The sequence below is a fragment of the Dinghuibacter silviterrae genome, from assembly GCF_004366355.1.
Lineage (GTDB): Bacteria > Bacteroidota > Bacteroidia > Chitinophagales > Chitinophagaceae > Dinghuibacter > Dinghuibacter silviterrae.
The window spans coordinates 2,417,351-2,439,946 of sequence record NZ_SODV01000001.1 but is presented as its reverse complement, the minus strand read 5'-3'; the positions used below and the strand labels follow the sequence as shown (position 1 = coordinate 2,439,946).

General features: G+C 57.3%; 16 protein-coding genes. 8 read left to right on the top strand and 8 right to left on the bottom strand.

What is annotated here, in order from left to right; translation table 11 throughout:
- Positions 1-9: 9 nt before the first annotated feature.
- Genes EDB95_RS10810 through EDB95_RS10800 form a run of 3 tightly spaced genes read right to left on the bottom strand, consistent with a single transcriptional unit; the run spans position 10 to position 5,545 of the window.
- Positions 10-864 (bottom strand): hypothetical protein, encoded by an 855-nt coding sequence (locus EDB95_RS10810; RefSeq protein ID WP_133993471.1) that lies wholly within the window; start codon positions 862-864, stop codon positions 10-12.
- Positions 865-882: 18 nt separating this feature from the next.
- Positions 883-2,385, bottom strand: coding sequence for a RagB/SusD family nutrient uptake outer membrane protein (locus EDB95_RS10805; protein WP_133993469.1), 1,503 nt, complete (start codon positions 2,383-2,385; stop codon positions 883-885).
- 19 nt (positions 2,386-2,404) lie between these two features.
- Positions 2,405-5,545, bottom strand: coding sequence for a SusC/RagA family TonB-linked outer membrane protein (locus EDB95_RS10800; RefSeq protein ID WP_133993467.1), 3,141 nt, complete (start codon positions 5,543-5,545; stop codon positions 2,405-2,407).
- Between the two features lie 269 nt (positions 5,546-5,814).
- Between EDB95_RS10800 and EDB95_RS10795 the strand changes: the two genes are divergently transcribed.
- The 5 genes from EDB95_RS10795 (at position 5,815) to coaE (ending at position 11,123) form a co-directional block, all read left to right on the top strand.
- Positions 5,815-8,691 (top strand): triple tyrosine motif-containing protein, encoded by a 2,877-nt coding sequence (locus tag EDB95_RS10795; RefSeq protein ID WP_162852549.1) that lies wholly within the window; start codon positions 5,815-5,817, stop codon positions 8,689-8,691.
- A 40-nt stretch (positions 8,692-8,731) separates the two neighbouring features.
- Positions 8,732-9,655, top strand: coding sequence for a transcription antitermination factor NusB (gene nusB / locus EDB95_RS10790; protein ID WP_133993463.1), 924 nt, complete (start codon positions 8,732-8,734; stop codon positions 9,653-9,655).
- Positions 9,656-9,678: 23 nt separating this feature from the next.
- Positions 9,679-10,092 carry a DUF1573 domain-containing protein gene (locus EDB95_RS10785; protein WP_162852548.1) on the top strand — a complete coding sequence of 138 codons (414 nt, stop codon included), beginning with the start codon at positions 9,679-9,681 and terminating at the stop codon, positions 10,090-10,092.
- Positions 10,093-10,117: 25 nt separating this feature from the next.
- Complete coding sequence (yajC, locus tag EDB95_RS10780; protein ID WP_133993459.1) at positions 10,118-10,459, top strand: preprotein translocase subunit YajC; 342 nt, start codon at positions 10,118-10,120, stop codon at positions 10,457-10,459.
- Between the two features lie 61 nt (positions 10,460-10,520).
- Positions 10,521-11,123, top strand: a complete 603-nt coding sequence (gene coaE / locus EDB95_RS10775; protein ID WP_133993457.1) for a dephospho-CoA kinase — start codon at positions 10,521-10,523, stop codon at positions 11,121-11,123.
- On the opposite strand, the gene EDB95_RS10770 is transcribed toward coaE, so the two are convergent.
- From EDB95_RS10770 to EDB95_RS10755, 4 genes are all read right to left on the bottom strand, one after another.
- Positions 11,092-12,033 carry a class I SAM-dependent methyltransferase gene (locus EDB95_RS10770; RefSeq protein WP_246073602.1) on the bottom strand — a complete coding sequence of 314 codons (942 nt, stop codon included), beginning with the start codon at positions 12,031-12,033 and terminating at the stop codon, positions 11,092-11,094. The two genes, coaE and EDB95_RS10770, sit on opposite strands and share 32 nt — an antisense overlap.
- Complete coding sequence (locus tag EDB95_RS10765) at positions 12,033-13,223, bottom strand: pyridoxal phosphate-dependent aminotransferase (RefSeq protein ID WP_133993455.1); 1,191 nt, start codon at positions 13,221-13,223, stop codon at positions 12,033-12,035. The genes EDB95_RS10770 and EDB95_RS10765 overlap by 1 nt, the downstream gene beginning before the upstream one ends.
- A gap of 83 nt (positions 13,224-13,306) precedes the next feature.
- The gene (locus EDB95_RS10760; RefSeq protein WP_133993453.1) at positions 13,307-14,056 is read right to left on the bottom strand and encodes a DUF4397 domain-containing protein; all 750 of its coding nucleotides are present in this window, start codon (positions 14,054-14,056) and stop codon (positions 13,307-13,309) included.
- A 46-nt stretch (positions 14,057-14,102) separates the two neighbouring features.
- A complete protein-coding gene (locus EDB95_RS10755) occupies positions 14,103-15,302 on the bottom strand; it encodes a serine hydrolase (protein WP_162852547.1) in 1,200 nt (399 codons plus the stop codon).
- A gap of 106 nt (positions 15,303-15,408) precedes the next feature.
- Between EDB95_RS10755 and secDF the strand changes: the two genes are divergently transcribed.
- The 3 genes from secDF to EDB95_RS10740 all read left to right on the top strand — a co-directional run bounded on the left by secDF (position 15,409) and on the right by EDB95_RS10740 (position 21,207).
- Positions 15,409-18,438 (top strand): protein translocase subunit SecDF, encoded by a 3,030-nt coding sequence (gene secDF / locus EDB95_RS10750; RefSeq protein ID WP_133993449.1) that lies wholly within the window; start codon positions 15,409-15,411, stop codon positions 18,436-18,438.
- A gap of 182 nt (positions 18,439-18,620) precedes the next feature.
- On the top strand, positions 18,621-20,651 hold the full coding sequence (locus EDB95_RS10745; RefSeq protein ID WP_133993447.1) for an OmpA family protein: 2,031 nt from the start codon (positions 18,621-18,623) through the stop codon (positions 20,649-20,651).
- Between the two features lie 52 nt (positions 20,652-20,703).
- On the top strand, positions 20,704-21,207 hold the full coding sequence (locus EDB95_RS10740; protein WP_133993445.1) for a DUF7935 family protein: 504 nt from the start codon (positions 20,704-20,706) through the stop codon (positions 21,205-21,207).
- Here EDB95_RS10740 and EDB95_RS10735 read toward each other — a convergent pair.
- On the bottom strand, positions 21,176-22,495 hold the full coding sequence (locus tag EDB95_RS10735) for an O-acetylhomoserine aminocarboxypropyltransferase/cysteine synthase family protein (RefSeq protein ID WP_133993443.1): 1,320 nt from the start codon (positions 22,493-22,495) through the stop codon (positions 21,176-21,178). The two genes, EDB95_RS10740 and EDB95_RS10735, sit on opposite strands and share 32 nt — an antisense overlap.
- Positions 22,496-22,596 lie beyond the last annotated feature (101 nt).

The window sequence follows — 22,596 nt, the reverse complement described above, 5'->3', positions numbered from 1 at the left end:
GGTTGTATGCTAGGGGGTGGGTTCGTTGAGCGTGATGCTGGACACGGTAATGCCCCCGGTACCCATCGACCCGCCGGACACGCCGGCCTTGATCATGACATACACGGTGCCGGACGTTTTGAAGGTCATCGAACCATTCTGGCCAACATTCGTGCCGGAGCAACCGATCACATTGATGCTGGCGTTGGTGAATGCCGACACGCCGCAACCGGACCAGGTGTTCAGCGAATTTACCTTGTTATCGGTGTAATCCTTACCCTGCGTAGGCACCGTGGCACCGATGTAGAATTCAAACCAGCAGTTGGAGGCGCCCGGGCCGCTCAGGACGGCATTAAAAATATAGGGCGTATTCGCCTTCACCTGTACGGCCTGGTAAACGCCGCCGTTGGTGCCGGAACTGGCGCCGTTGGTGACGTTCAGACCACTGGCCCCAAATGTAAACTGCGTCTGGGTGCCGCCGGTATTGAGCACGGTCCAGTTGGTAGCGCTCGTGAGGCTGCTGTTCTGCAGGATATTGACCCCGGGGTCGGTGGTCGGGACGCTAATGACCTGGGTGGCGGTGTCGTACCCGCCCTTGCCGATCACGATGAGTTCCGCGGAGTACGTGCCCTGTTTGTTATAATAGACCGTATCGCTGGTGCCACCGTTCACGGTGCTACCGCCGGTACCCTGGTTCCAGTAGTACGAAAAACCGCCCGAAGACGTGGAGGTTAAGACGTACTGGTTAACGGCGCCGGCCAGCGGGGTGACGGTAAAGGAAGCTTTGGGCAGGGGGCCCAACCCGCTGGGCCCTTTGGCCGGGGTACAGGAAACCATCCCCATGATGACGAGGGCGGCAGACCCCCAAAGTATGTTCAATTTCATATAGCAATGATTTGATGATTATTTGTAACCGGGGTTTTGTTTCAGCTTGGTATTGTTCAGTTCCACCAGGGGAATAGGCAGCACATTGTTAACGCCTTGCTGGTACCCTTTGAGCGGCCCGAGGATCGCGGCGGCCTGCCCGGTACGGACGAGGTCGAACCAGCGGTGGCCTTCGGTGGCCAGCTCCAGGCGGCGTTCGTGATAGATGTTGTCTAAGGTAGCGGGGACCGAGGGAAGACCGACACGGGCGCGCACCTGGTCCAGGTAGGACTGGGCTTTGGTCAGGTCTCCACCACCGCGTACCAGCGCTTCGGCTTCCATCAGGTAGGTATCGGCCAGGCGGATCTCGATATAGTCGTTGGGGAAGTTCAGCTCGGTTTGACCGGCGGCCGCTACTTCGGTGGCCCGGGGAGCAAATTTCGCCATGAAATAACCGGTGTTGGCATAGCCCGGTGTGTAGGAGGCCTTCCCGGCCTTGACCAGGCTGTCCACGTTCATGATCGTGGCGCTGTACCTCGGGTCGCCGTAGAGGTCGGCGACCAGCGTGGGCATGATGGGATTGAAGCTCCAGCCGCCGGACCAATAGAGCGGACCGCTATAGGAACGGGGGCCTGTCATTTGCGCATACACATTCCCCAGGAAGTTGGGCCAGTTTCCCCAACCGGATGCCGCCGCGGCCGAGTGATAGATCTCGAAGATGGACTCCGAATTAAACTTGTTGGCCGGGTCGAAGATCTCGGCGTAATTGGTTTGCAGGGAATACAAACCCGAGCTGTTGACGGCTTCCAGGTAGGTAGCCGCGGTCTGCATACGGGCGGTATTGTTTTCGGTCAGGATCACCTTCCCCATCAGGGCGTTGGCGGCTCCCTTGGTTACCCGGCCCAGCTCCGTAGCGGCTACGGTGGCAGGCAGCACCGGGATGGCGGCCGTCAGGTCGGCTTCGATCTGGGCATACACGGTGTCCGGAGTCGTTTGTACCTGGTTGTACAATTCATCCGTGGACAGGCTGTGTAAGATCAGGGGGATGTTCCCGAACTCGCGCACCAGGTCGAAATAATAATAGGCGCGGAGGAATTTGGCTTCCGCAACATACCGTGCCTGTGTGGCCGCATCCAGACCGGGGACATTCACCGTGTTCTCCAGGACGAGGTTCGCCCGGTAGATACCGGTATAGTTCCGGTCCCAAAGACTGGCAGAGGGGCCGACGGCGCCGCTCATGGTATAGGTATTGAATACCTGCCAAACCTCCATGTCGGTGGGACCGCCACCGCCGGCATAGCATTCATCGGCGCCGCTGTTGAGCGAGCCCAGTTTATCGATATAGGTATTGTCCGTACTGCCACACTCCCAGCCCAGCGGGTTATAGGCCGCGGTCACGGCCGCAAATGCCTCGGCGGGGGTTTTGTAATAGTTGGACTGTAGCTGCAACCCGTTTGGGGTGGGCGACAGAAAGCTCTTGGAGCAAGACGAGAAAAAACCCGCCGCACCCACAAAAAGATATATCAGATGTTTCCTTTTCATTTTCATTCGTTTTATGGGATTAGAAACCAACGTTCAAGCCGACGGTGAAAGTCCGCGCAAGGGGATAGATACCGTTGTCCACGCCATAGTTGTTGGCGTTACCCGATCCACCCTGGCCAAAGCCACCCCCGATTTCGGGATCGAAGCCGTTGTATTTGGTAAAAGTGAGCAGGTTGTCACCGGCTACATAGATATACAGTTTCTGGAAACCGGCCCTGTCGACGATGCTCTTCGGCAGGGTATACCCAAGGCGGAAGGATTTCAGCTTCAGGTAAGCGCCGTTCTGAAGATAGAAGGAGGTCGGGTTTGTAAAGTTACCGTTGGGGTCTCCGTCCACCAGCCGGGGGAAGTCGTTGGATGTACCGGCGCCGGTCCAGCGATTGAGGGCAATGCTCTGGTAGTTGGCGTTCGTGATGTCCAGGCGGCGGTACCCCTGGAAGATCTTGTTGCCGGCTTGCCCTTGCATGAAGAGGGTCAGGTCAAACGACTTGTAGGTAGCACCGGCGGTAAAGCCAAATACCCAGGTCGGTATGGGACTGCCCAGCCAGGTACGGTCGGCGCTGGAAATCGTGCCGTCACCGTTGAGGTCGGCAAATTTGAAGTCACCGGGTTTTGCATTCGGCTGGATCGGACCGTTTTTACCGACATAGTTGTTGACGTCGGCCTGTGTCTGGAAGATGCCCAGGGTTTTGAACCCGTAGAATTCATCCAGGGGTTGGCCCGGCTGGATGCGGTTGATCTCGTAGGAGCTCGCCTGGAAGGAGGCCCCCGTGAAATACTGGGTCGTACCCAGGGTGGTTACCTTGTTGATAATATGGCTGACATGGCCGCTGAAGTTGAGGTTCACAGCGCCTACGCGTTGATTGTAGCCCAGGTCCAGTTCCACCCCGCGGCTGTACATGTTGCCCACGTTACCCGTCGGGTTGCCGGCAGCGCCGGAGTAGCCGGGGATCTGGATCTGTTCCAGCATACCCGTGGTATTTTTGTTGAACCAGTCGAAGGTGACGGTGTAGTGACGGTAGACCGTGGCGTCAAAACCGAGGTCGGTTTGCGTCACGCGTTCCCACTTCAGGTCGGGGTTGGCCGGGGCGTTGGGGCTGTAGCCAACGTCGACGCCGCCGCCGGGACCGAAGGGATAGTTGCGGCCGCCGCCGATGGTCGATACGTAAGAGAACGGGGAGATGGCGTCGTTACCGTTTACGCCGAAACCGGCGCGGATTTTCAGGTAGTCGACGGCCGTAATGGTGTTCCAGAAGTTTTCCTTGGAAGGCACCCAACCCACGGAAGCGGAGGGGAAGTTCCCGTATTTGTTGTTGGAACCGAAGTTGGAGGAACCGTCCCGGCGGAAGTTGGCCGTCAAGAGGTACTTCTCGCGGAAGTTGTAGGTCAACCGGCCGATGTAGGAACTACGGGTGACGACCTGGCCCTGGTAACCGCCGGCAATCCGGTCGGTCGTCGGCAGGGAATAGTTGGTCGATGCAGCGCCGTAGGTGGACACGGGCAGCGCATAGAAGGTGCCGTTCAGACCGTCGTTCGCGGCGTCTTCTTCCGAGCTGTAACCGGCCATCACCATCAGGTTGTGGCCATTACGGTTGTAGGTATAGGACAGGTAGTTGTCCCAGTTCCAGCGCATCCCCTGTTCGTAATCCTCGTAGAGGTTGTTGTTGGTCAGGTTGTTGGTCGAGCTGTTCAGGTAATAGATCGGGGTAAAGCTCCGGCTGCCCCAAAAGGCTTGTTTGGCGTGGAAGTCGGTGGTGAATTTGACGCCCTTGATGGGTCCTGCGCTCAGGTAGGCATCACCCACCAGGTTGTGGGACCAGCCGTAGTTCCCCTGCTGCGTTTGGATAAAGGCTACGGGGTTGGTGATTTCCTGCCCGACCTGGGTGGAAATACCATAAGGACGGCCAAGACCGTCTTTAACCACCGGCTGGGTGCTGTACGGCGCCGCGGCCAGGACCGCCGGATCTGTTTCAATCACCGGGGTCGTCGGGTCGAGGTTGATGGCGGAGCTCAGCGGTCCACCGAACTCGCTGTTCGTATTCAGGCCACCCTGACTTTTAATATAGGAGTACCCGAAGTTTTCGCCTATGCTCAACCAGGGACGCAATTTGGCTTCCGTATTGATGCGGACGGTCAGCCTTTTGTAATTGGATATAGAGGTCGCCACGATCCCTTGCTGGTCATAGTAACCGACAGAGGTATAAAACGTGCCTTTTTCACTGCCGCCGCTGTAGGCCAGCTCGTGATTTTCGGTCAGGGCGTGGTTGTTAAAGATCTGGCTCTGCCAGTCTGTCCCCGCGCCCAGGGACTGGGGGTTCTGGAAAACGATGCCCTTGCCGGCGGCCATGGAGGATTCGTTCCTCAGCGTGGCATACTCGGTGGCATTCAGCAGGTCCAGCTTCCGGACGGGAGCGGAGCTACCAAAAGACCCGGTATAGGTAATATGCCCCTGGCCGGCCTTCCCTTTTTTGGTCGTGACCAGGATGACACCGGGACCGCCCCGCGCCCCGTAAATGGCGGTGGACGCAGCGTCCTTCAGTACTTCGATGGACTCGATGTCGGCCGGGTTCAGGTAGTCGATACCGCCCTGGTCGACGATGGTACCGTCTACTACATATAAAGGAGTGTTTGCCCCTTCGTTGATGGAGGTAACCCCCCGGATCATCACCGTAGAAGACGCCCCGGGAGCACCGGTGTTTTGGACGATGATCGTACCGGACGTCCTGCCTTTCAAGGCGTCGTCCACGCGGCTGACCGGCATATTGTCCAGGTCGGACGCTTTCACCGAGGCAATCGACCCGGTTACCACGCTTTTTTTCTGGGTACCGTAGCCCACGACAACCACATCTTCCAGGTTGCCGGCTTTATCGACCAGGGCCACCATCGGGGAGTTATCGGTGCCGACTTTCAGCTCCTGGGTTTCTTCACCCAGGTAACTGATGACCAGGACTTCTCCGCGTTTGGCCTGAAGGACGAATTGTCCCTCCCCGTTGGTCACCGTACCACGGTCGGTTCCCTTGATACGCACGGATGCACCGGGGAGCGGGGTGCCCGTCTTTTGGGATACGACTTTTCCGGTGATTTGGGTGGTCTGCGCCCATAGAACGTTGGGGAGTGACCATAGGCAGGTAAGAAAAAACAACGCAATCGCTTTTTTCATACACAAGCAGTTTAATAGAATTGAAGGTTTAAAAATTAGCTTTCCCTTTCTGGAGAAAAATATGGAAACAAACCTAGGCCTTCCTATTCGTCAGGGGAAAAATACTGCTACATCATCACTACAACATCCAAAACTATATTATTGATTATCAATACTAATCAACTACAGCAACGGTACATCATAATATTTTTTTGTGTAGCTTGCTACTTGTAAACGATTGTATGCGTATGAGACAATTGCTGCCCGTAATACTAGTCATATTTTCACCTATGGGGGTTATTAAGGGTCAAAACACGATCGGCCTCCCCCAGATCATCAACTATCCAAAAGAGGTCTACCAGGCCGGCACCCAAAGCTGGGATATCGCACAAGACCATAACGGGATCCTTTATTTTGCCAATAACTCCGGGCTCCTCACCTTCAACGGGCACTACTGGCACCGGTACCCGATGCCCAATGAGACCATCGTCCGGTCCGTCCAGGTAGCCCCCTCAGGAAGGGTTTTTGTCGGGGCGCAGGACGAGATCGGTTATTTTTTCCCCGGTGCAAACGGGGACCTTGTCTATACCTCCCTGAAAAGCCTCGTCCCCGCTGCCGACCGGAAGTTTGCCGACGTCTGGGACATCTCTATTATAGGTGACCAGGTCTTTTTCCGCGCCGAAGACAAGATTTTCCTGTATAAGGACCAGACCGTAGCCGTGTATCCCGCGCCTTCGGAATGGCGTTTTATGGGGAATGTGGGGGAGGAAGTGTTTGCCCAGGACAAAGCCAAGGGCCTGATGCGCTTCAGGGAAGGGCGGTGGGAGCCCCTCCGCCAGCCGTTTGGTGGACCGGACACGCTGGTGACCACTCTTTTGCCTTTTGATAAGGATACGCTCCTGATCGGCACCAACCGTCACGGTCTTTATCTATTGACGGGGGACCGGGTGACCCGGAAAAGGACCCAGGCGGACGTGTGGCTGGAAAGCAACCGTATCTACAGCGGAAGCGTTGCCAGCGAAGGCGACTTTGCCTTGGGGACCAGCTCCGGGGGGTGTATGATCCTAAACAGGGACGGCCGGGTGATCCAGACGCTTTCCCGTCCGGAGGGTATCCAAAACAACAACGTCCTGACCCTTTTCCTGGACCGGGACCACAACCTTTGGATGGGACTGGACAACGGGATCGATTTTGTGGCATACAATACAGCCATTACCCATATTTTCCCCGACCAGAACAACCAGGTGGCGGGGTATGCCGCCCGGATCTACCAGGGCAAACTCTTTATCGGCACCTCCGATGGCCTGTACAGCGTCCCCCTGGACTTCCGGGAAAGCGACCTGGCCTTCTCCAAAGGGCAATTCACCCAGGTCCGGGGAACCGACGGACAGGTCTGGAACCTGACGGAGGTCAACGGCCAGCTCCTCATGGGGCACCACGAAGGGGCGTTTCAAATAAAGGGGGACGCGGCTTATCCCCTCCTCCCGGGGGTGGGAAGCTGGTTGTTCGCCCCCCTCTCCTCCGTCTATCCTTCTCCTCAGGTCATCGTCGGCTCCTATTCAGGTCTGGACCTCCTGGATTACCAGGGGGGAACGTTCCGCTCCGAAGGAAAGCTCCCCGGTCTTACCGAATCCCTGCGTTTCCTTGCCATCGACAATGACAACCGCATCTGGACCTCCCACCCTTACCGCGGGGTGTTCCGGATCGACCTCTCGCCCGATCACCACAGTTTTACCGCCCGGCTGTATACCTCCAAGGACGGCCTCCCCGGGGACCTGAACAACTATGTATACCGCGTCAAGAACCGCGTCGTCGTCGCCACCGAAAAAGGCATCTTCGAGTACGATCCCGCGCGCGACCGTTTTGTCCTGTCCGACTTTATGGAACCCGTTTTCCACCACCAAAAGGTCCGTTACCTCCGGGAAGACGACAACGGCAACATCTGGTTTGTCTCCAGCGAACGCGTGGGGATCGTCGACTTCCGCAAACCGTCGGGGGGGAATGCCTATACCATCGTCTATTTCCCCGAGCTCACCGGGGAGACCGTGGGCGGTTTCGAATTCCTGTACCCGTATAACGACGAGAATGTCTTTATCAGCTTCGACAAAGGTTTTTTCCACCTCAATTATAACCGCTACCTCCGGTCCAAACCCGAGCTCACCGTCATGATCGGCCAGGTCAGGACCACCGCGCGCAAGGACAGCCTTCTTTTCGGGGGGTATTTCACCAACGGCGATCGGGTCGCCGACGTCCAGACCGCCATCGCCCACCTGCCCAACCTGGTCAATTCCTTCCACTTCGAATACGCTTCCCCGCTCTATGAACAAAAGGACAACATCAGCTACAGCTACCAGCTCACCGGTTTTGACAAAGGCTGGTCCGACTGGACCCGGAAGACCGAAAAAGACTACACCAACCTCCCCGCCGGTACTTATACGTTCCAGGTCAAGGCCCGCAACAATTTAGGCAACGAATCCAAGGCGGCGTCTTATACCTTTACGGTCGAACCGGCCTGGTACCAGACGGTTTGGGCCTACATCGGCTATATCCTCATTTTGTGCGGTATCCTTTACCTGGTTTCCCGGTACCAGCGCCGGAAATTCGCCAGCCAGCAACAGAAGTACGAGGAAGAGCAGGACCGGCTTCGTTACCTCCACCAGTTGGAACTCGAAGCCAACGAAAAACAAATCGTCCAGCTCAAAAACGATAAGCTGGAGTCCGATGTCAATTTCAAAAACAAGGAGCTGGCTTCGGTGACGATGCACCTTGTCCAGCGCGGCAAGCTCCTCTCCAACATTAAGGAGGACCTGGTCCGGCTCCAGCGCCACATCGACAACCCCACGGGCGCCCAGGAGTTCAAAAAGGTCATCCGCCTGCTCAATGACGACGAGAGCAACGAGGAAGACTGGGAACACTTTTCCATCCATTTCGACCAGGTCCACAGTAATTTCCTCGCCAACCTGAAGGGCCGCTACCCCACCCTCACTTCCACCGACCTGAAGCTCTGCGCCTACCTGCGTATGAACCTTTCCTCCAAGGAGATCGCCCAGCTCATGAACATTTCCCTGCGGGGGGTGGAGATCAGCCGGTACCGGCTTCGGAAGAAGCTGAATGTGCCGTCGGATGCCAATTTATATGACTACCTGATCACGGTGACGGGGCATTAGGGCCCATTTGGCGGGAAACCCCTATTTTTGCGCCTCTAAGATGATCAGCAGAAGAAACATCCGGGTCAAGGTGATGCAGACCCTCTACACCATAGAGGCCCTCGACCATAGCACTAAACCCGGGGAAGAAGTCAAGATCCTGGACACGCACCTGGAACAATCCCGGCAGCTCTTTGTTTACCTGGTCTGGTTTCTGACCGAGGTCGCCCGGTACGCCGAGATCGACGCACGGCACCGGGCCTCCAAACACCTTCCCTCACCCGAGGACCTGTCCGTGTCTACCAAGATCGCCGGCAACACCCTTTTATGGGCCATCCTGGAGCACGGCTCTTTTCTCCAGGCCGTGGCCAAGGACAAGCCGCAGTTGATCGACTCCCAGGACTGGGTCCGCAAGATCTATCTGCGACTGGTGGAGACCCCGCTGTACCGGGAATACATCAGGATCCAGGACCGGGACAAAGACGCGGAAAAGGACATCCTCGCCTTTATTTTTACCGACCTGATGCTGCCCGACGATGACTTCGTGTCCCACCTGGAGGAACAGTTTGTGCATTGGGACGACGACGCCGACATGATGAACCTGCTGATGCTGGGCTTTCTGCAAAAGCCGAAGGCCTACAACTTCCAGGACTTTTTGGGGAAGGAAAAGGGGCAGTTTGCCCGGGAGCTTCTCCAGACGGTCCTGTCCAAGGAAACACAGCTCACGGAGCTGATCACGCCCCGTCTCCAGAACTGGGACGCCGAGCGGATCGCGATCCTGGACATGATCCTGATGAAGATGGGAACGGCCGAATTTCTTTTTTTCGAGACGATCCCGACAAAGGTGACGATCAACGAGTATATAGACCTGGCCAAGGAATACAGCACGGCACAAAGCGGACAATTTGTCAATGGCATCCTGGACAACATCCACAAGGAGCTGCTGACGGGGAACAGGATCCACAAAACTTCGCATAAAAATTGATGCAAGCCTGTAACTTCGCGCTTATGCATAAAGCAATACTTTTCTCTTCCATCGCGCTGATCGCCCTGTCCTGCGGGATGGGCAGCGGCCGGAATGGAGCGGGTGGACCGGTAAAGGACTCCACCACGGTCCAGATCCTCGACTCTGCCTACGACTTCGGGAAAGCCACCGAAGGGGAGAAGGTGGACTTCGCCTTCCGCTTCCGGAATACCGGCAACCACCAGTTGATCATCCAGGACGCAAGGGCCAGTTGCGGCTGTACAAAACCCACCTGGCCAAAGGAACCCATCCCCCCGGGGGCTACGGCGACGATAAAGGCCGAGTTCAACACCGAAGGCAGGATGGGACCGGCGTACAAGGTCATCACGGTCACGTCCAACGCCAGCCCGGCTTTCCCGCCCCTGAAACTGACCGGCGTGGTGGTCAGGAAAAATTAATAATTCAAACATTCAATAATTAGCAATGCAGCATTCTGTTTTCTTGATGGCACAGCCCGGCGGTAACAGTTCAGTTCTCCTGATCTACCTGGGGCTTATGTTTGTGGTTTTCTATTTCTTTATGATCAGGCCCCAGTCTGCCAAGGCCAAAAAACAAAAGGCCTTCCTGAGCAACCTGCAAAAGGGGGACAAGATCGTCACCATCGCGGGTATCCACGGCACCGTATACAAGGTAAACGACGATAACACCACGCTTCAGCTGGAAGTCAGCCCCGGCAGCTACCTCAAGATCGAGAAGAGCGCCATCAGCATGGAGTGGACATCGAACCTGCAAAAGGCCGCGGGGACCGCTGAGACCAGCAAATAAGATACGCACCGCACATAAAATGCCGGGCCTTTCGGTCCGGCATTTTTTTTATCTTTCCGGCATGCTAAAAGTGGGTCTCACCGGCGGTATTGGCAGCGGCAAAAGCACCGTAGCCAAGGTTTTCGGCGTATTGGGCATTCCCCTATACTCCTCCGACCTGGCGTCCCGCCGGTTGATGCAGGAAGACGCAGCGCTCATCCGGGAGATCAAGGAGGCCTTTGGCGAGCAGGCCTATACCGGGAACCAGCTCAACCGGGCTTACTTAGCCTCCATCGTTTTCAAGGACAAGACACAGCTCACCCGCCTCAACGCCCTCGTCCACCCCGCCACCATCCGCGACGGGGACGCGTGGATCGCCCGCCAGACGGGGCCCTACGCGATCCGCGAGTCATCCCTCATCTTCGAGGCAGGGATGCAGGGCCAGTTCGACGTCATCATCGGTGTCAGCGCGCCGGGCGCGCTGCGCATCAAACGCGTCATGGACCGGGATCGCGTGGAAGCCGAAGCCGTACGCGAACGCATGCGCCACCAGATACAGGAGCGGATAAAAATGTTGCTGTGCGACGAGGTCGTCGTCAACGATGATCAGCATGCGGTGATACCGCAGGTGCTGGCGCTGCATGAGAAGCTACTCACTTCTGCAGCAGGTAACACCACCGCTTGAGCTTCCCCTCGAAATCGAAGGGCGTCGTTGCCCGGGTAATGTCCTTGACCCCGGCAGCAGCGATGGCTTCACGATCCAATACGAACCTGGTGAAGTTGGTGCTGAAATACACGGCACCCCCTGGTCGCACGGCGCGAAGCACCTCGTTGAGCAGCGGGACATGATCCCGCTGGATGTCGAGAAAATCTTTCATGCGTTTGCTGTTGCTAAAAGTGGGCGGGTCCATGACGACCAGGTCGAAGGCTTCCCCGGGCAGCGTGCCGAGGTACTGCTTGACGTCCGCATGGATGTAAGTCCGTCTGGGATCCTGCAACCCGTTGAGCTGCATGTTCCGCTCCGCCCAGCCCAGGTAGGTCTTGGAAAGGTCCACGGTGGTCACGCTCCGGGCACCGCCCGCCGCGGCATACACGGAGAACGAACCGGTATAGGCAAAAAGATTGAGGACGTCTTTGCCTGCGGCTTCTTCGCGTACACGCGCACGAGTCAGGCGATGATCGAGGAAAAGACCGGTGTCCAGGTAGTCGGTCAGGTTGACCAGGAACGACAATCCCCCTTCCGGCACGGTAAAAAATTCCCCTTCCTCCGACTGGCGGGTGTATTGTCCCTGACGGCCCGCCTTGCGCTCGCGCTGCCGCCAGTAAATCTCATCGACGGGCACGCCCAGTACGGTAGAGATGACAGGCAGACAGGTGTACAGCCATTCGTCGTGCTGGTCTTCATCCATGCCGTGGCGGCGGCGGTACTCCGCTAGGTACAGCCGCTCGCCGTAAAACTCAATACAGAAAGGGAATTCCGGCAGATCGTGGTCATAGACCCGATAGCACGAAATTCCCTGTCTTGCCGCCTGTTTCCCGAGGTGTTTGTACACCTTGGTGAGGCGGTTGAAAAACATATCTAGCTTTTCGCTCACTATTTCAGTTTGGCCAACGCCTCCTTGATCCTCGCCCAGGCCTTCTCGATGTTCGGAAGGCTGTTGGCAAAGGAGAAGCGGACACACTTGGGTTCGCCAAAGGCATCACCCATCACGGACGACACGTGCGCCGTGTTGAGGAGGTACATGCAAAAATCCGAGGCGTTGTTGATGGTGGTCTGCCCATCCGATTTGCCGTAGTAAGACGATACGTCGGGGAAGATATAAAAGGCACCCTGGGGCTCGAAACACTTCACCCCGGGGATTTCCTTCACCAGTTCCAGCACGCGTTTGCGGCGGCGGGTGAATTCTTCCACCATCTCGTGGGAGGGCTTCAGGTCCCCGGTCAGGGCCTGTACGGCCGCCTTTTGAGTGATGGAGCTGGTCCCGCTCGTAAACTGGCCCTGGAGCTTTTCACACCCCTTGGCAACGGGCACGCTGGCGGCGATATACCCCAGGCGCCAACCCGTCATGGCAAAGCCCTTGGAAAGGCCGTTGACGATAATGATGCGCTCCTTCAGGTCGGTGAACTGCGCGATGCTTTCGTGTTTGCCCACGAAATTGATATACTCGTAAATCTCGTCGGAGATGATAAAGATGTCCGGGTATTTGCGGAAAACACCGGCCAGTCCTTCCAGTTCCGCCTTCGTATAAACGGCGCCGGAGGGGTTACAGGGGGAGGAAAAAAGGAACGCCTTCGTCTTTGGCGTAATCGCCGCTTCGAGCTGGGCGGGGGTGATCTTGAACTGTGCTTCGCTGGTCGTGCGGATCTCCACGACTTTCCCGTCGGCGATCTTGACCAGCTCGGAATACGTGACCCAGTAAGGCGTGGGAATGATCACCTCGTCGCCTTCGTCCACCAATGCAAGGATGGTGTTGGCGAGGCTTTGTTTGGCGCCGGTGGATACGACGATATTCTCGGGGGCATAATCCAGGTTGTTGTCCCGCTTCAATTTGACGCAAACCGCTTCGCGGAGGTCCAGGAAGCCCGCCACGGGCGTATAGTGGCTCCAGTTGTCGTGGATCGCTTTGATGGCGGCCTCTTTCACGTGGGCAGGCGTATCAAAGTCGGGTTCGCCTAAGGAAAGGTCGATTACGTCAATTCCCTTTGCCCTTAGCTCGCGGCCGAGTTTGGCCATCTTCAAGGTTTCCGGTTCGTTGAATTTCTGCAGGCGGGAAGAAAGTTGCATCTCGTTGTGTCTTTTTTGTGCCGCAAAATTACAAAGTTTTGCGTTGCCGCGGCGCCAAAATCAAAGACTATCGAGCGTTAGCGCTAGTTCATCTTGATGAGCCCCTTCTTAAAAGGTCCCTTCCCCGAAGTATCCAGGAGACCGGTGACGAACATCGTATAGGCCCGCCCCGACTGCAACGTGACGTTGAAGCTGTCGATGGCGGTGCCGGTGGTATAGTTGGTAAAAGTGAAGGTGTAATTATTGGGCGACAGCGCGATGTATTGAGACAAAGTAGCCGTGGAGGCGCCATTGCTGCCCACGTATTGCTGGTTGGTGAGAATGGCGTTGGTGTCGACGGTGAGCGGCAGCCAGACGTTGAGCGACGGGGCGTTCGGGCCAAAATTCAGAAACCGGAACAGGCAATAGCCATAAGGGATGGAGTCATAGCTGTCCTGCAACTGTACCGCGTTAAGCCCCGTGGCGGTCAGCGTATCGTAGAGGAAAATACTGTACTTCGTGTTTTTGGAGAATTGTGTTTCGCCGCTGACCAGGATCTCGTCCGCCGAATCTTTAAAGGCAATGGAATGAATGCCGGCATACAACGACTCATAATGCATACCGCCATCCGTCGAACCGGCCGAATCGTAACTGGCGTAGGGGAAAAGGCTCTGGTTGCCGACGGAGTCGCCGTCCAGAAATACGCCAAAGCGGGGGCCATACGGCGCAAGATTCACAAAAGCAACGCCGGCCGGGTTTGTCGAGTTATTGTTCGTCACCGTTTTCAGACAGGACGCCAGACCCAGGACGACCAGGGTGGCGGTCAATAAAACGGTAGGGTTTAATCTTCGCATACGTCTATAGTAACGTGCAAAATACTCAATTGTTGGGTCTCTCTATTCATTTATCGTATAGACAACGGAAAACGGACAAGTCCGGCCGCACGCGCCGGGGCCGGCTCAGCTCATAGGAATAGATTACTTCCCCCAGGTGTTGAAGGAACGGGAAACCCGTTTGTGCGTAGGTATAATGCCCGTCCCCCAGTTCCCGGTCGGGGTTGCAACGGATCACCGCGCTCAGCATAAACTCCACGCCCTTGTCCAGGTCCGCGATGTAGGCGACGTCTATGAGATAGCCGTATGCCTCCCCGATCTTGTTAAAGATCCGGACCGACGGGGGCAGGCTGCCCTTGCGACACCCGAACATCAGGTATTTGACATAAGCGTCCCAGACCTCCGACGTGTCATACGCGGGCGAGCGTGTCTGGCTGGGCAGCTCCGACATCACCCGGTAGAGGAAGCGGCAGTCGTCCGCGCCAAGGTCAAATCGCCGGGAAGCGGGTACCGAGGCGGGGAAAAGCGCACTTTTTAAAAGGTCGTGCAGGTCTGCCAGCGACAACCGGTTTTTCCTGCTAAAATCCACTCCGTCCACGACGTCCGTCCGGGGCGCATAGCGGGTGCTGTCCACCCGCAGGGGCCAGGCGGCGAGGGTCCGGTTGACATAATCCACAAACCGGCCGGGGTTGGCCCTCCGGTTCTGGTCCTCCCGCAGGATGACGTCCAGGCGGTGCCGGATCTGGACATTTTTATAACCCAGCGTGTCCAGGCGAGCGTTTATATACGCGGGCCCCAGCCACTCATACAGACGGTTAAAGGCGTCATTGTCGCTGGTAAGGAAGATTTCCTTTATATATTGTCCCACGGTTGGCCGCCCGTCCGGGCTGGTGGGGTCGTTCGATGCCGGTGTCTCCCCCTCGTAACCCGTTTCCGTCAGCAAGGTCGTATTCCGGTCGATCCCCAGCTCGTGGAGCCGCTCCAGGGCCAGCAGGGCCACGGGCAGCTTGACCGTAGAGGCGGGATAAAAATAGCGCCCGGTATCCACGTGGTAGAAAAAGTCCTTAAAAACGGGGGTATTGTTCCTGCTCCGGTCGATCTGGGTATACATGATTTGTATGCCCAGGGAGTCGCTTTCCCGGAGGGCGGTGTCGAAATAGGCCGGGTAGCGGCTCATTAGTTTGTCCAAAAAGCCTTGCCCGCGAGCGGAGATCACGGACAGGCAGGCGGCCAGGATGATCCAATATCGTAGGACGGAAAAGGACATGGATGGCCCAAAAATAGGCGTTCCGGCAGCTTTTTTAACATTTTTCGACTTTTTCCTGTAGGTTTGCCGACCTATATAAAAATATATTGCGTAAACCCGAAAAAGTATGCAACTGAAAGGTTTGGTGTGGTTTTTCACCATTGCACTTATTGTTATCTCTCTGTACCAGCTCAGCTTCACCTGGATTGTCAACAGCCATGAACGTCAACTGAAAGCAAAGGCGGATCGCTTTGTAAAACTGAATTATGCGGACGCCAGCGCCGATACCAAGGACTCGGTTTTCAATGCCCGTTACCATAAGCTCCAGGACAGCACCCAGGACCAGGTCATTGCCAACTTCCTGTTCTACAAGGTGTCTTACCTCAAGGCCAAAGAACAGGAACTGAGCCTGGGTCTCGACCTGAAGGGAGGCATGAGTGTGACCCTGGAAGTAGGCCTGGACGGTCTCATCCGCTCCATGAGCAACAACCCCAAAGACTCCCTGCTGAACAAGGCCCTGGCCCTGGCCGTACAAAGAAGGGCCAACGGGAACGCCGATTTTATCAATCTTTTTGCCCAGGCCTATAAGGAAGTCAACCCCACCGGCAAGCTGGCCGGTCTTTTTGCCGGCGCCAGCCAGCACAAAATAAAGGTGACCGCCAGCGACGACGAGGTACTGGCAGCTATCCGGGACGAGGCCAACCAGGCCATCGACCGGACCAACGAGGTCATCACCACCCGTATCGACCAGTTCGGGGTGGCGCAGCCGAACATCATCCCCGACAAGGCCAAAGGAGACATCACCGTTGAACTGCCCGGGGTAGAGAATAAGGAACGCGTCAAAAAACTTCTCCAGGCCACCGCCAAACTGGAATTCTGGGAAACTTACACCGTAGACCAACAATTTTATACGCAATACATTGCTCCCCTGGACAGCAAGTTGAAAGACTACCTGGCCGGGAAGCCCCTGAACGATACCGCCAAAACCGGCGATACGGCAGCAAAAGCCGCTGCGGACACCGCACAACAGGCCTTTGTAAAAGCCAACCCGCTGCTGAGCCTTCTGAACGTCACCCCCGCCACCACGGAATCCGGCAGGGACGCCCGCACGTCAAAGGCTTCCTTAGGTTTTGTAAAGGCGAGCGATACCGCCACCTTCTCCGAATACGTCAACTCACCCGCCGCCAAGGCAGTGCTGCCGTCCAACCTTCGTTTCCTTTATGGCGCCAAAGCGCTGAAGGCAAAGAACAACGCGGACATCCTGGAAGTGTTTTGTATCAAGACCCGTCCCGGAACCGAAAAAGCGGAACTGGACGGTGAACACGTGACCGACGCCCGCCAGGACAACGACCAGACCACCGGCCGCGTCGTGGTGAGCATGCAGATGGACAACATCGGCGGCCGTCTCTGGGAAAAAATGACGACCGAAAACGTGGACCACGCGATCGCCATCGCCCTGGACGGCCTGGTGTACTCCGCCCCCAACGTCGAGGGTCCCATCGCGGGCGGGAACTCCCAGATCAGCGGCAACTTCACTCCCGAAGAAGCCCAGGACCTTTCCTCCATCCTCAAAGCCGGTAAGCTGGCCGCCCCCGCCCGGATCATCGCATCGGTGGAAGTCGGGCCTACGCTCGGTGCCGAAGCCATTTCGGGTGGCCTGAAAGCCTTCGCCCTGTCCTTCATCGTCATCTTTATCCTGATGCTGGTGTATTACAACACCGGCGGTTGGGTAGCCAATATCGCCCTGATCCTAAACCTGCTCTTTACCGTCGGGGTACTGACCTCGCTGGGCGCCTCCCTGACGGCCCCGGGTATCGCCGGTCTGGTACTGACCGTCGGTATGGCCGTGGATACAAACGTCATCATCTTTGAACGTATCAAGGAAGAGCTGGCGCGGGGCCGGGCCTATCCGTCCGCCGTCCAGGAAGGCTATCGCCGGTCGATGCCGCCCGTACTGGACGCCCACGTTACGACCCTGTTGACCGCCTGTATCCTGTTGTACTTCGGTCTCGGCCCCATCAAGGGCTTTGCCACCACCCAGATCATCGGTATCCTGTTGTCGCTGTTCTGCGGCATCCTGGTCAGCCGCCTGGTCACCGATACCTATACCAACCGCCAGCGCCACTTCATCTACCTCACCAAGATCTCCACCCGGATCTTCAAACACGCGGCCTTCAAGTTTATCGAATACCGCAAGGTGGCTTATGGCATTTCCGCCGTCGTCCTGATCCTCGCCGCTTACTCCGTCTTCATACACGGCTTTAAATACGGCATCGAATTCAAGGGTGGCCGGAGCTATACCGTCCAGTTCTCCCAGGCTCCGTCCAGCAATGCCGTTTTCGACGCCGTCAACAAAGAGTTCCAGCCTGCTTCGGCGCCCTCGATCAAAACCGTGGGCGATGCCAAGCACCTGGACATCGTGACGGACTATATGATCACCGAATCCGGGTCCAACATCGACTCCCTCGTGGAGCACAAGATGTACCACGCCCTGATCCCCTTCCTGCCGCAAGGAACCTCCTACGAGCAGTTTGACAAGGTGAACAGGCTGCAAAGCCAGACCGTCCTGCCGACGATCTCTTCCGACCTGAAGAAGGGGGCCGTCAAGGCGATCATCTTTGGTTTATTGATCATCTTCGTCTATATCTTCATCCGGTTCCGCGACTGGAGGTACTCGCTGGGTACGATCATCGCCCTTTTGCACGACGTATTCGTCACCCTGATCGTGTTCTCGTTGTTCGCGGACATTGTCCCCTTCCCCCTGGAAATCGGGCAGCACTTCATCGCCGCCGTGCTTACGGTGATCGGGTACTCGATGAACGATACCGTGATCGTCTTTGACCGTATCCGTGAAGACAGCCATATCATGATCGGGGCGTCGAAGGAAAGCATCATCAACAAGGCCATCAACGACACGCTGAGCCGTACGATCATGACCTCCCTGACGGTGTTCCTGACCATCCTCATCCTGTTCATCTTCGGGGGTGAGGTCACCCGCGGCTTTGCCTTCGCGATGCTGATCGGGGTCATCACCGGTACCTACTCCTCCATCTTCGTTGCCGCCCCCGTGCTGGTCGACCTCGACAGGAAGAGAGGGCTGGCCGAGCACCATGCGCATGCGCCGGCTGCGGCTCCCGCGAAAGCCAAGACTGTATAAGATAACGCCAACGTATAATCGAAGGGCCGCCTCTACCAGGGCGGCCCTTTCGTTTTGGCGAGGGCCGCGCCCACAGCGGGCCGCCGGCCATTGCGGCGCGGCCGCTGCCGCACTTAACAAGCCCGTAACACCCTCGATTGGTTAACGATCTTAATTTCGTTCCGGTATTATCCAATATCGCCATGTATTGCTTACTTCTGTTACCTGACAACGTCCGGAGGCGCGTGCACCGGCGTATTCCTGGTCCAGTCTCATTGCTCACCCTGGCGCTGATTAGTTACCTTCCCTCCATTGCACAGGAGCGGTATCCTACAGTCATGCTCGCCGAAGTGGCTTTTACCCGCCAGGAATATGCCCGGGCCGCCCATTTATACGAACGGGTCCTCACCTTCCATCGTATTCCAGCGAACGCAGAAACGCGGCTCGCGGAGTGTTATTACCGTCAGAACGAACTGGCCAGGTCGGCGGCGCTGTACGACAAGATCACCCGTCACCAGCCCGGCAATGCCGGCGCCTGGATCGGGTATGGTGAAGTGCTGAAAAGCATGGGCCGCTACCCCGAGGCAAAAGCGGCCTTTCGCCAGGTACCCGACAGCCTGAAGGACCTGGTCGTGGAAAAGATCGCCGGGTGCGACTCCGCCGTGTTGTGGATGGCCTCCCCGGTGTCCTGTATGGTCACCAACCTGGCCGCCGTCAACACCGTCAATTCCGACTGGGGTGCCCAATGGTATGGGGAACACTCCGTCGTTTTTGTGTCCGACAGCGCGCGGTTGCAAACGGCTTACCACAAGATCTATATCGCCGACAGCACCGATCATGGGCTGGAGAACATCCGCGGGTTTGCGGACCAGATGAACACCTATTCCTACCACGACGGTCCCGTGTCGTTTTCGTCGAAGGGCGATACCGCCTATTTTACGGTGGCCAATCCCGAAGACCTGACAAAGACCGGGGACACCCTCCGCGTCACCATGGGAAGGCGCTCCATTTCCTGGGCATTGCGCCGCCTGGAAATTTTCTGGATCGTCCGCGACAGCAGCGGACACTGGGGTGCCGCGCACTCCCTGACCGCCAACAATACCGAGCTGTACTCCAACGGGCACGCGGTCCTTTCCCGGGACGGCCGGGTCTTGTATTTCACCAGCGACATGCCCGGTGGGTTCGGGAAAACCGATATCTGGTTTATCGAGCGCCGCGACGACGGCTCCTGGACCGCGCCGGTCAACTGCGGCCCGTCCATCAACACTGCCGACGAGGAAGCCTTCCCGACGTTTGGTGTCGACGGCACCTTTTATTTCGCCAGCAAGGGCCACGTGGGGATGGGGGGCTTTGACATCTTTGCGGCCACCGGGACGCGCGCCGACTGGGCCCCAGTACGCAACCTACGTTATCCCATCAATACCCCTTCAAACGACTTTTACCTGACGACCCGTTCCCTCCGCAGGGGTTTTCTTTCTTCTGACCGGCCTGGCGGGAAGGGCAGCGACGACATCTATACGTTTACGTACAGGGCCGTGCCCCAAAGTGTGGCCGGCAAGCTCATCCTGCACACGCGCGTGTTGGATAGCTTCACCGGTAAGCCGGTGCCCGGGGCCGTCGTGGTCGTTCGCCAGCCGTCGAAGGACCGGCAGTATACGACCATCACCGGGGACAACGGCGAGGCCAGCCAGCCCGTGGAGCCGGACGCGGCGTATGTCGACAGCGCCTCCGGGCAAGGATATGCGGGGCGCGCGGTCACGGCAAAAACCGGGGCGGCGACGGCGGCAACCGGCGAGGCCGGGGCCGTGGCGACGGCGGCGTTCCCCCAGGACACCCTCCACATCCGCATCCTCCTGCAAAAGAACCCCGCCATCGGCGACATCTTTGTCCTGAGGAACCTCTACTACGACTTTGACAAGGCGAACATACGGCCCGACGCGGCCCGGGTGCTCGACGGGCTGGTGGACTACCTCAAAGAATACCCCGGGGTAACCATCGAGTTGTCCTCACATACGGATTCCCGGGGAAGCGGGGACTACAACCTTGCCCTGTCCCAAAAAAGGGCGGTGTCGGCTAAAAACTACCTCGTTGCCCACGGCATCGACCCCCGGCGGGTAACCGCCCAGGGCTACGGGGAAACCAGGCTGGTCAACGGTTGCAGCGACGGCGTCCCCTGTGCGGAAACACAACACCAGGCAAACAGGCGGACAGAGGTACGGGTGGTGCATCCCTGACGGATGCAAATCCCTATTTTTGCTGACAACTTAAATACCCTTAGCCTGTTTTATGTACGTTGACAATTCCGTGATCATCGCGATCGCCGTCGTTTTCCTGGGGGGCATGGCCTATTTTCTTTTCCGGCCGAAAAACAAACCCGCGGAAGCGAAAAACCCAGGTCCGTCCACCCTGCCCCTGCAACTCCAGGCGTACGAGCGCCTTGTCATTCTCGCCGAGCGCATCGGTCTGCGCAGCCTGATCGGGAACCAACCCACCGACGGTCTTAGCGCCAAAGAGTACCAGGCCCTCCTGGTAGACGCCATCAAACGTGAATACGAATACAACGTCAGCCAGCAGATCTACGTAGCCCCCAAAGCCTGGGAGGCCGTGCAGAACCTGAAGGAGCAAAATATCTACGTCATCAACCAGATCAGCAGCTTCCTCAACGGCGAAGCAGGGGGCCGGGACCTGGCCAGGGCCATCGCGGAATACCTGTCCGGCCCCGAAAACGCCACCCTCCAGCAGATCGTTATCGAAGGCCTCAATATTGAAGCGAAGAAATTGATGCACTGATCTTCTTGAAGGCATGTTCGAGGTCCGCTTTCAGGTCGTCGATGTGCTCGATGCCGAGGGAAATCCTGAGCAAACCCGGCTGTACACCGGCGGCTTCCTTCTCTTGCTCCGACAATTGCTCGTGGGTGGTCGTATAAGGATGGATGATCAATGTTTTGGCATCCCCTACATTGGCCAGGTGGCTGACGAGCTTTAACGCATCGACAAACGCGTCCCCCGCCTCTTTCCCCCCTTTGACCGTAAAGGACAGGACGCCCCCGGCGCCCCTGGGCAGGTACTTTTTGGCCAGGGTGTGGTATTTGCTGGAGGGCAGCCCCGGATAATTGACAGAAGACACTTCCGGACGCTTTTCCAGCCACTCCGCCAGTGCCTGGGCGTTTTGGACCGTACGATCGACCCGCAAGGAGAGCGTCTCCAACCCCTGTAGGAAAAGGAAAGAATTGAACGGACTCAGCGAGGGTCCCCAGGTCCTCAGCCCGGTTACGCGAAGCCGGGTAATGTACGCGATGTTCCCAAAGGGGCTGTCCGAGCCAAACACTTCCCAAAACTTCAACCCGTGGTACGCCTCGTCCGGGGAAGTGAACTGGCTGAACTTGCCGTTGCCCCAGTTGTAGTTGCCACCGTCCACGATCACACCCCCGATGCTGTTGCCGTGTCCGCCGATCCATTTGGTGGCCGACTCGACGACGACGTTCGCGCCGTGGTCGAAGGGACGGAAAAGATAACCCGCGGTACCAAAGGTATTGTCCACCACCAGGGGCAGGTCGTACTTCCGGGCAAGGGCGGCAAATTTTTCGAAGTCGGGTATGCTGAACCCGGGGTTGCCGATGGTTTCCAGGTAGACGGCCTTGGTCTTTTCGTCTATCCGGCTTTCGAAGCTTTCAACGTCATCGACGTCGGCGAAACGCACCTCCACCCCGATGCGCTTAAAGGACACCTTGAATTGGTTATACGTGCCCCCGTACAAGTGGGAAGAAGCGACAAAATTGTCACCGGGTAACAGGATGTTGTGCAGCGCCAGGTGCTGGGCCGCCTGGCCCGACCCGACGGCAACGGCCCCTACGCCGCCTTCCAACGCCGCGATCCGCTTTTCGAACACGTCGGACGTCGGGTTCATGATCCGGGTATAGATATTCCCGAACTCCCGGAGTCCGAACAAGTTAGCCGCGTGTTCGGAACTGTTGAAAACATAGGAAGTCGTCTGGTAGATCGGCACCGCCCGGGCGTTGGTGGCGGTGTCGGGTTCCTGCCCTGCGTGGACTTGCAGGGTGTCGAAATGTAGTGGCATAGTCTATAAATTTGGTGGACTAATGCAAATGTAGGGGTTTCGGTTTAAAAATGGTAGATTGCCTTTTATGGCATCTATTTTTTCTAAACTCAGACAAGCAT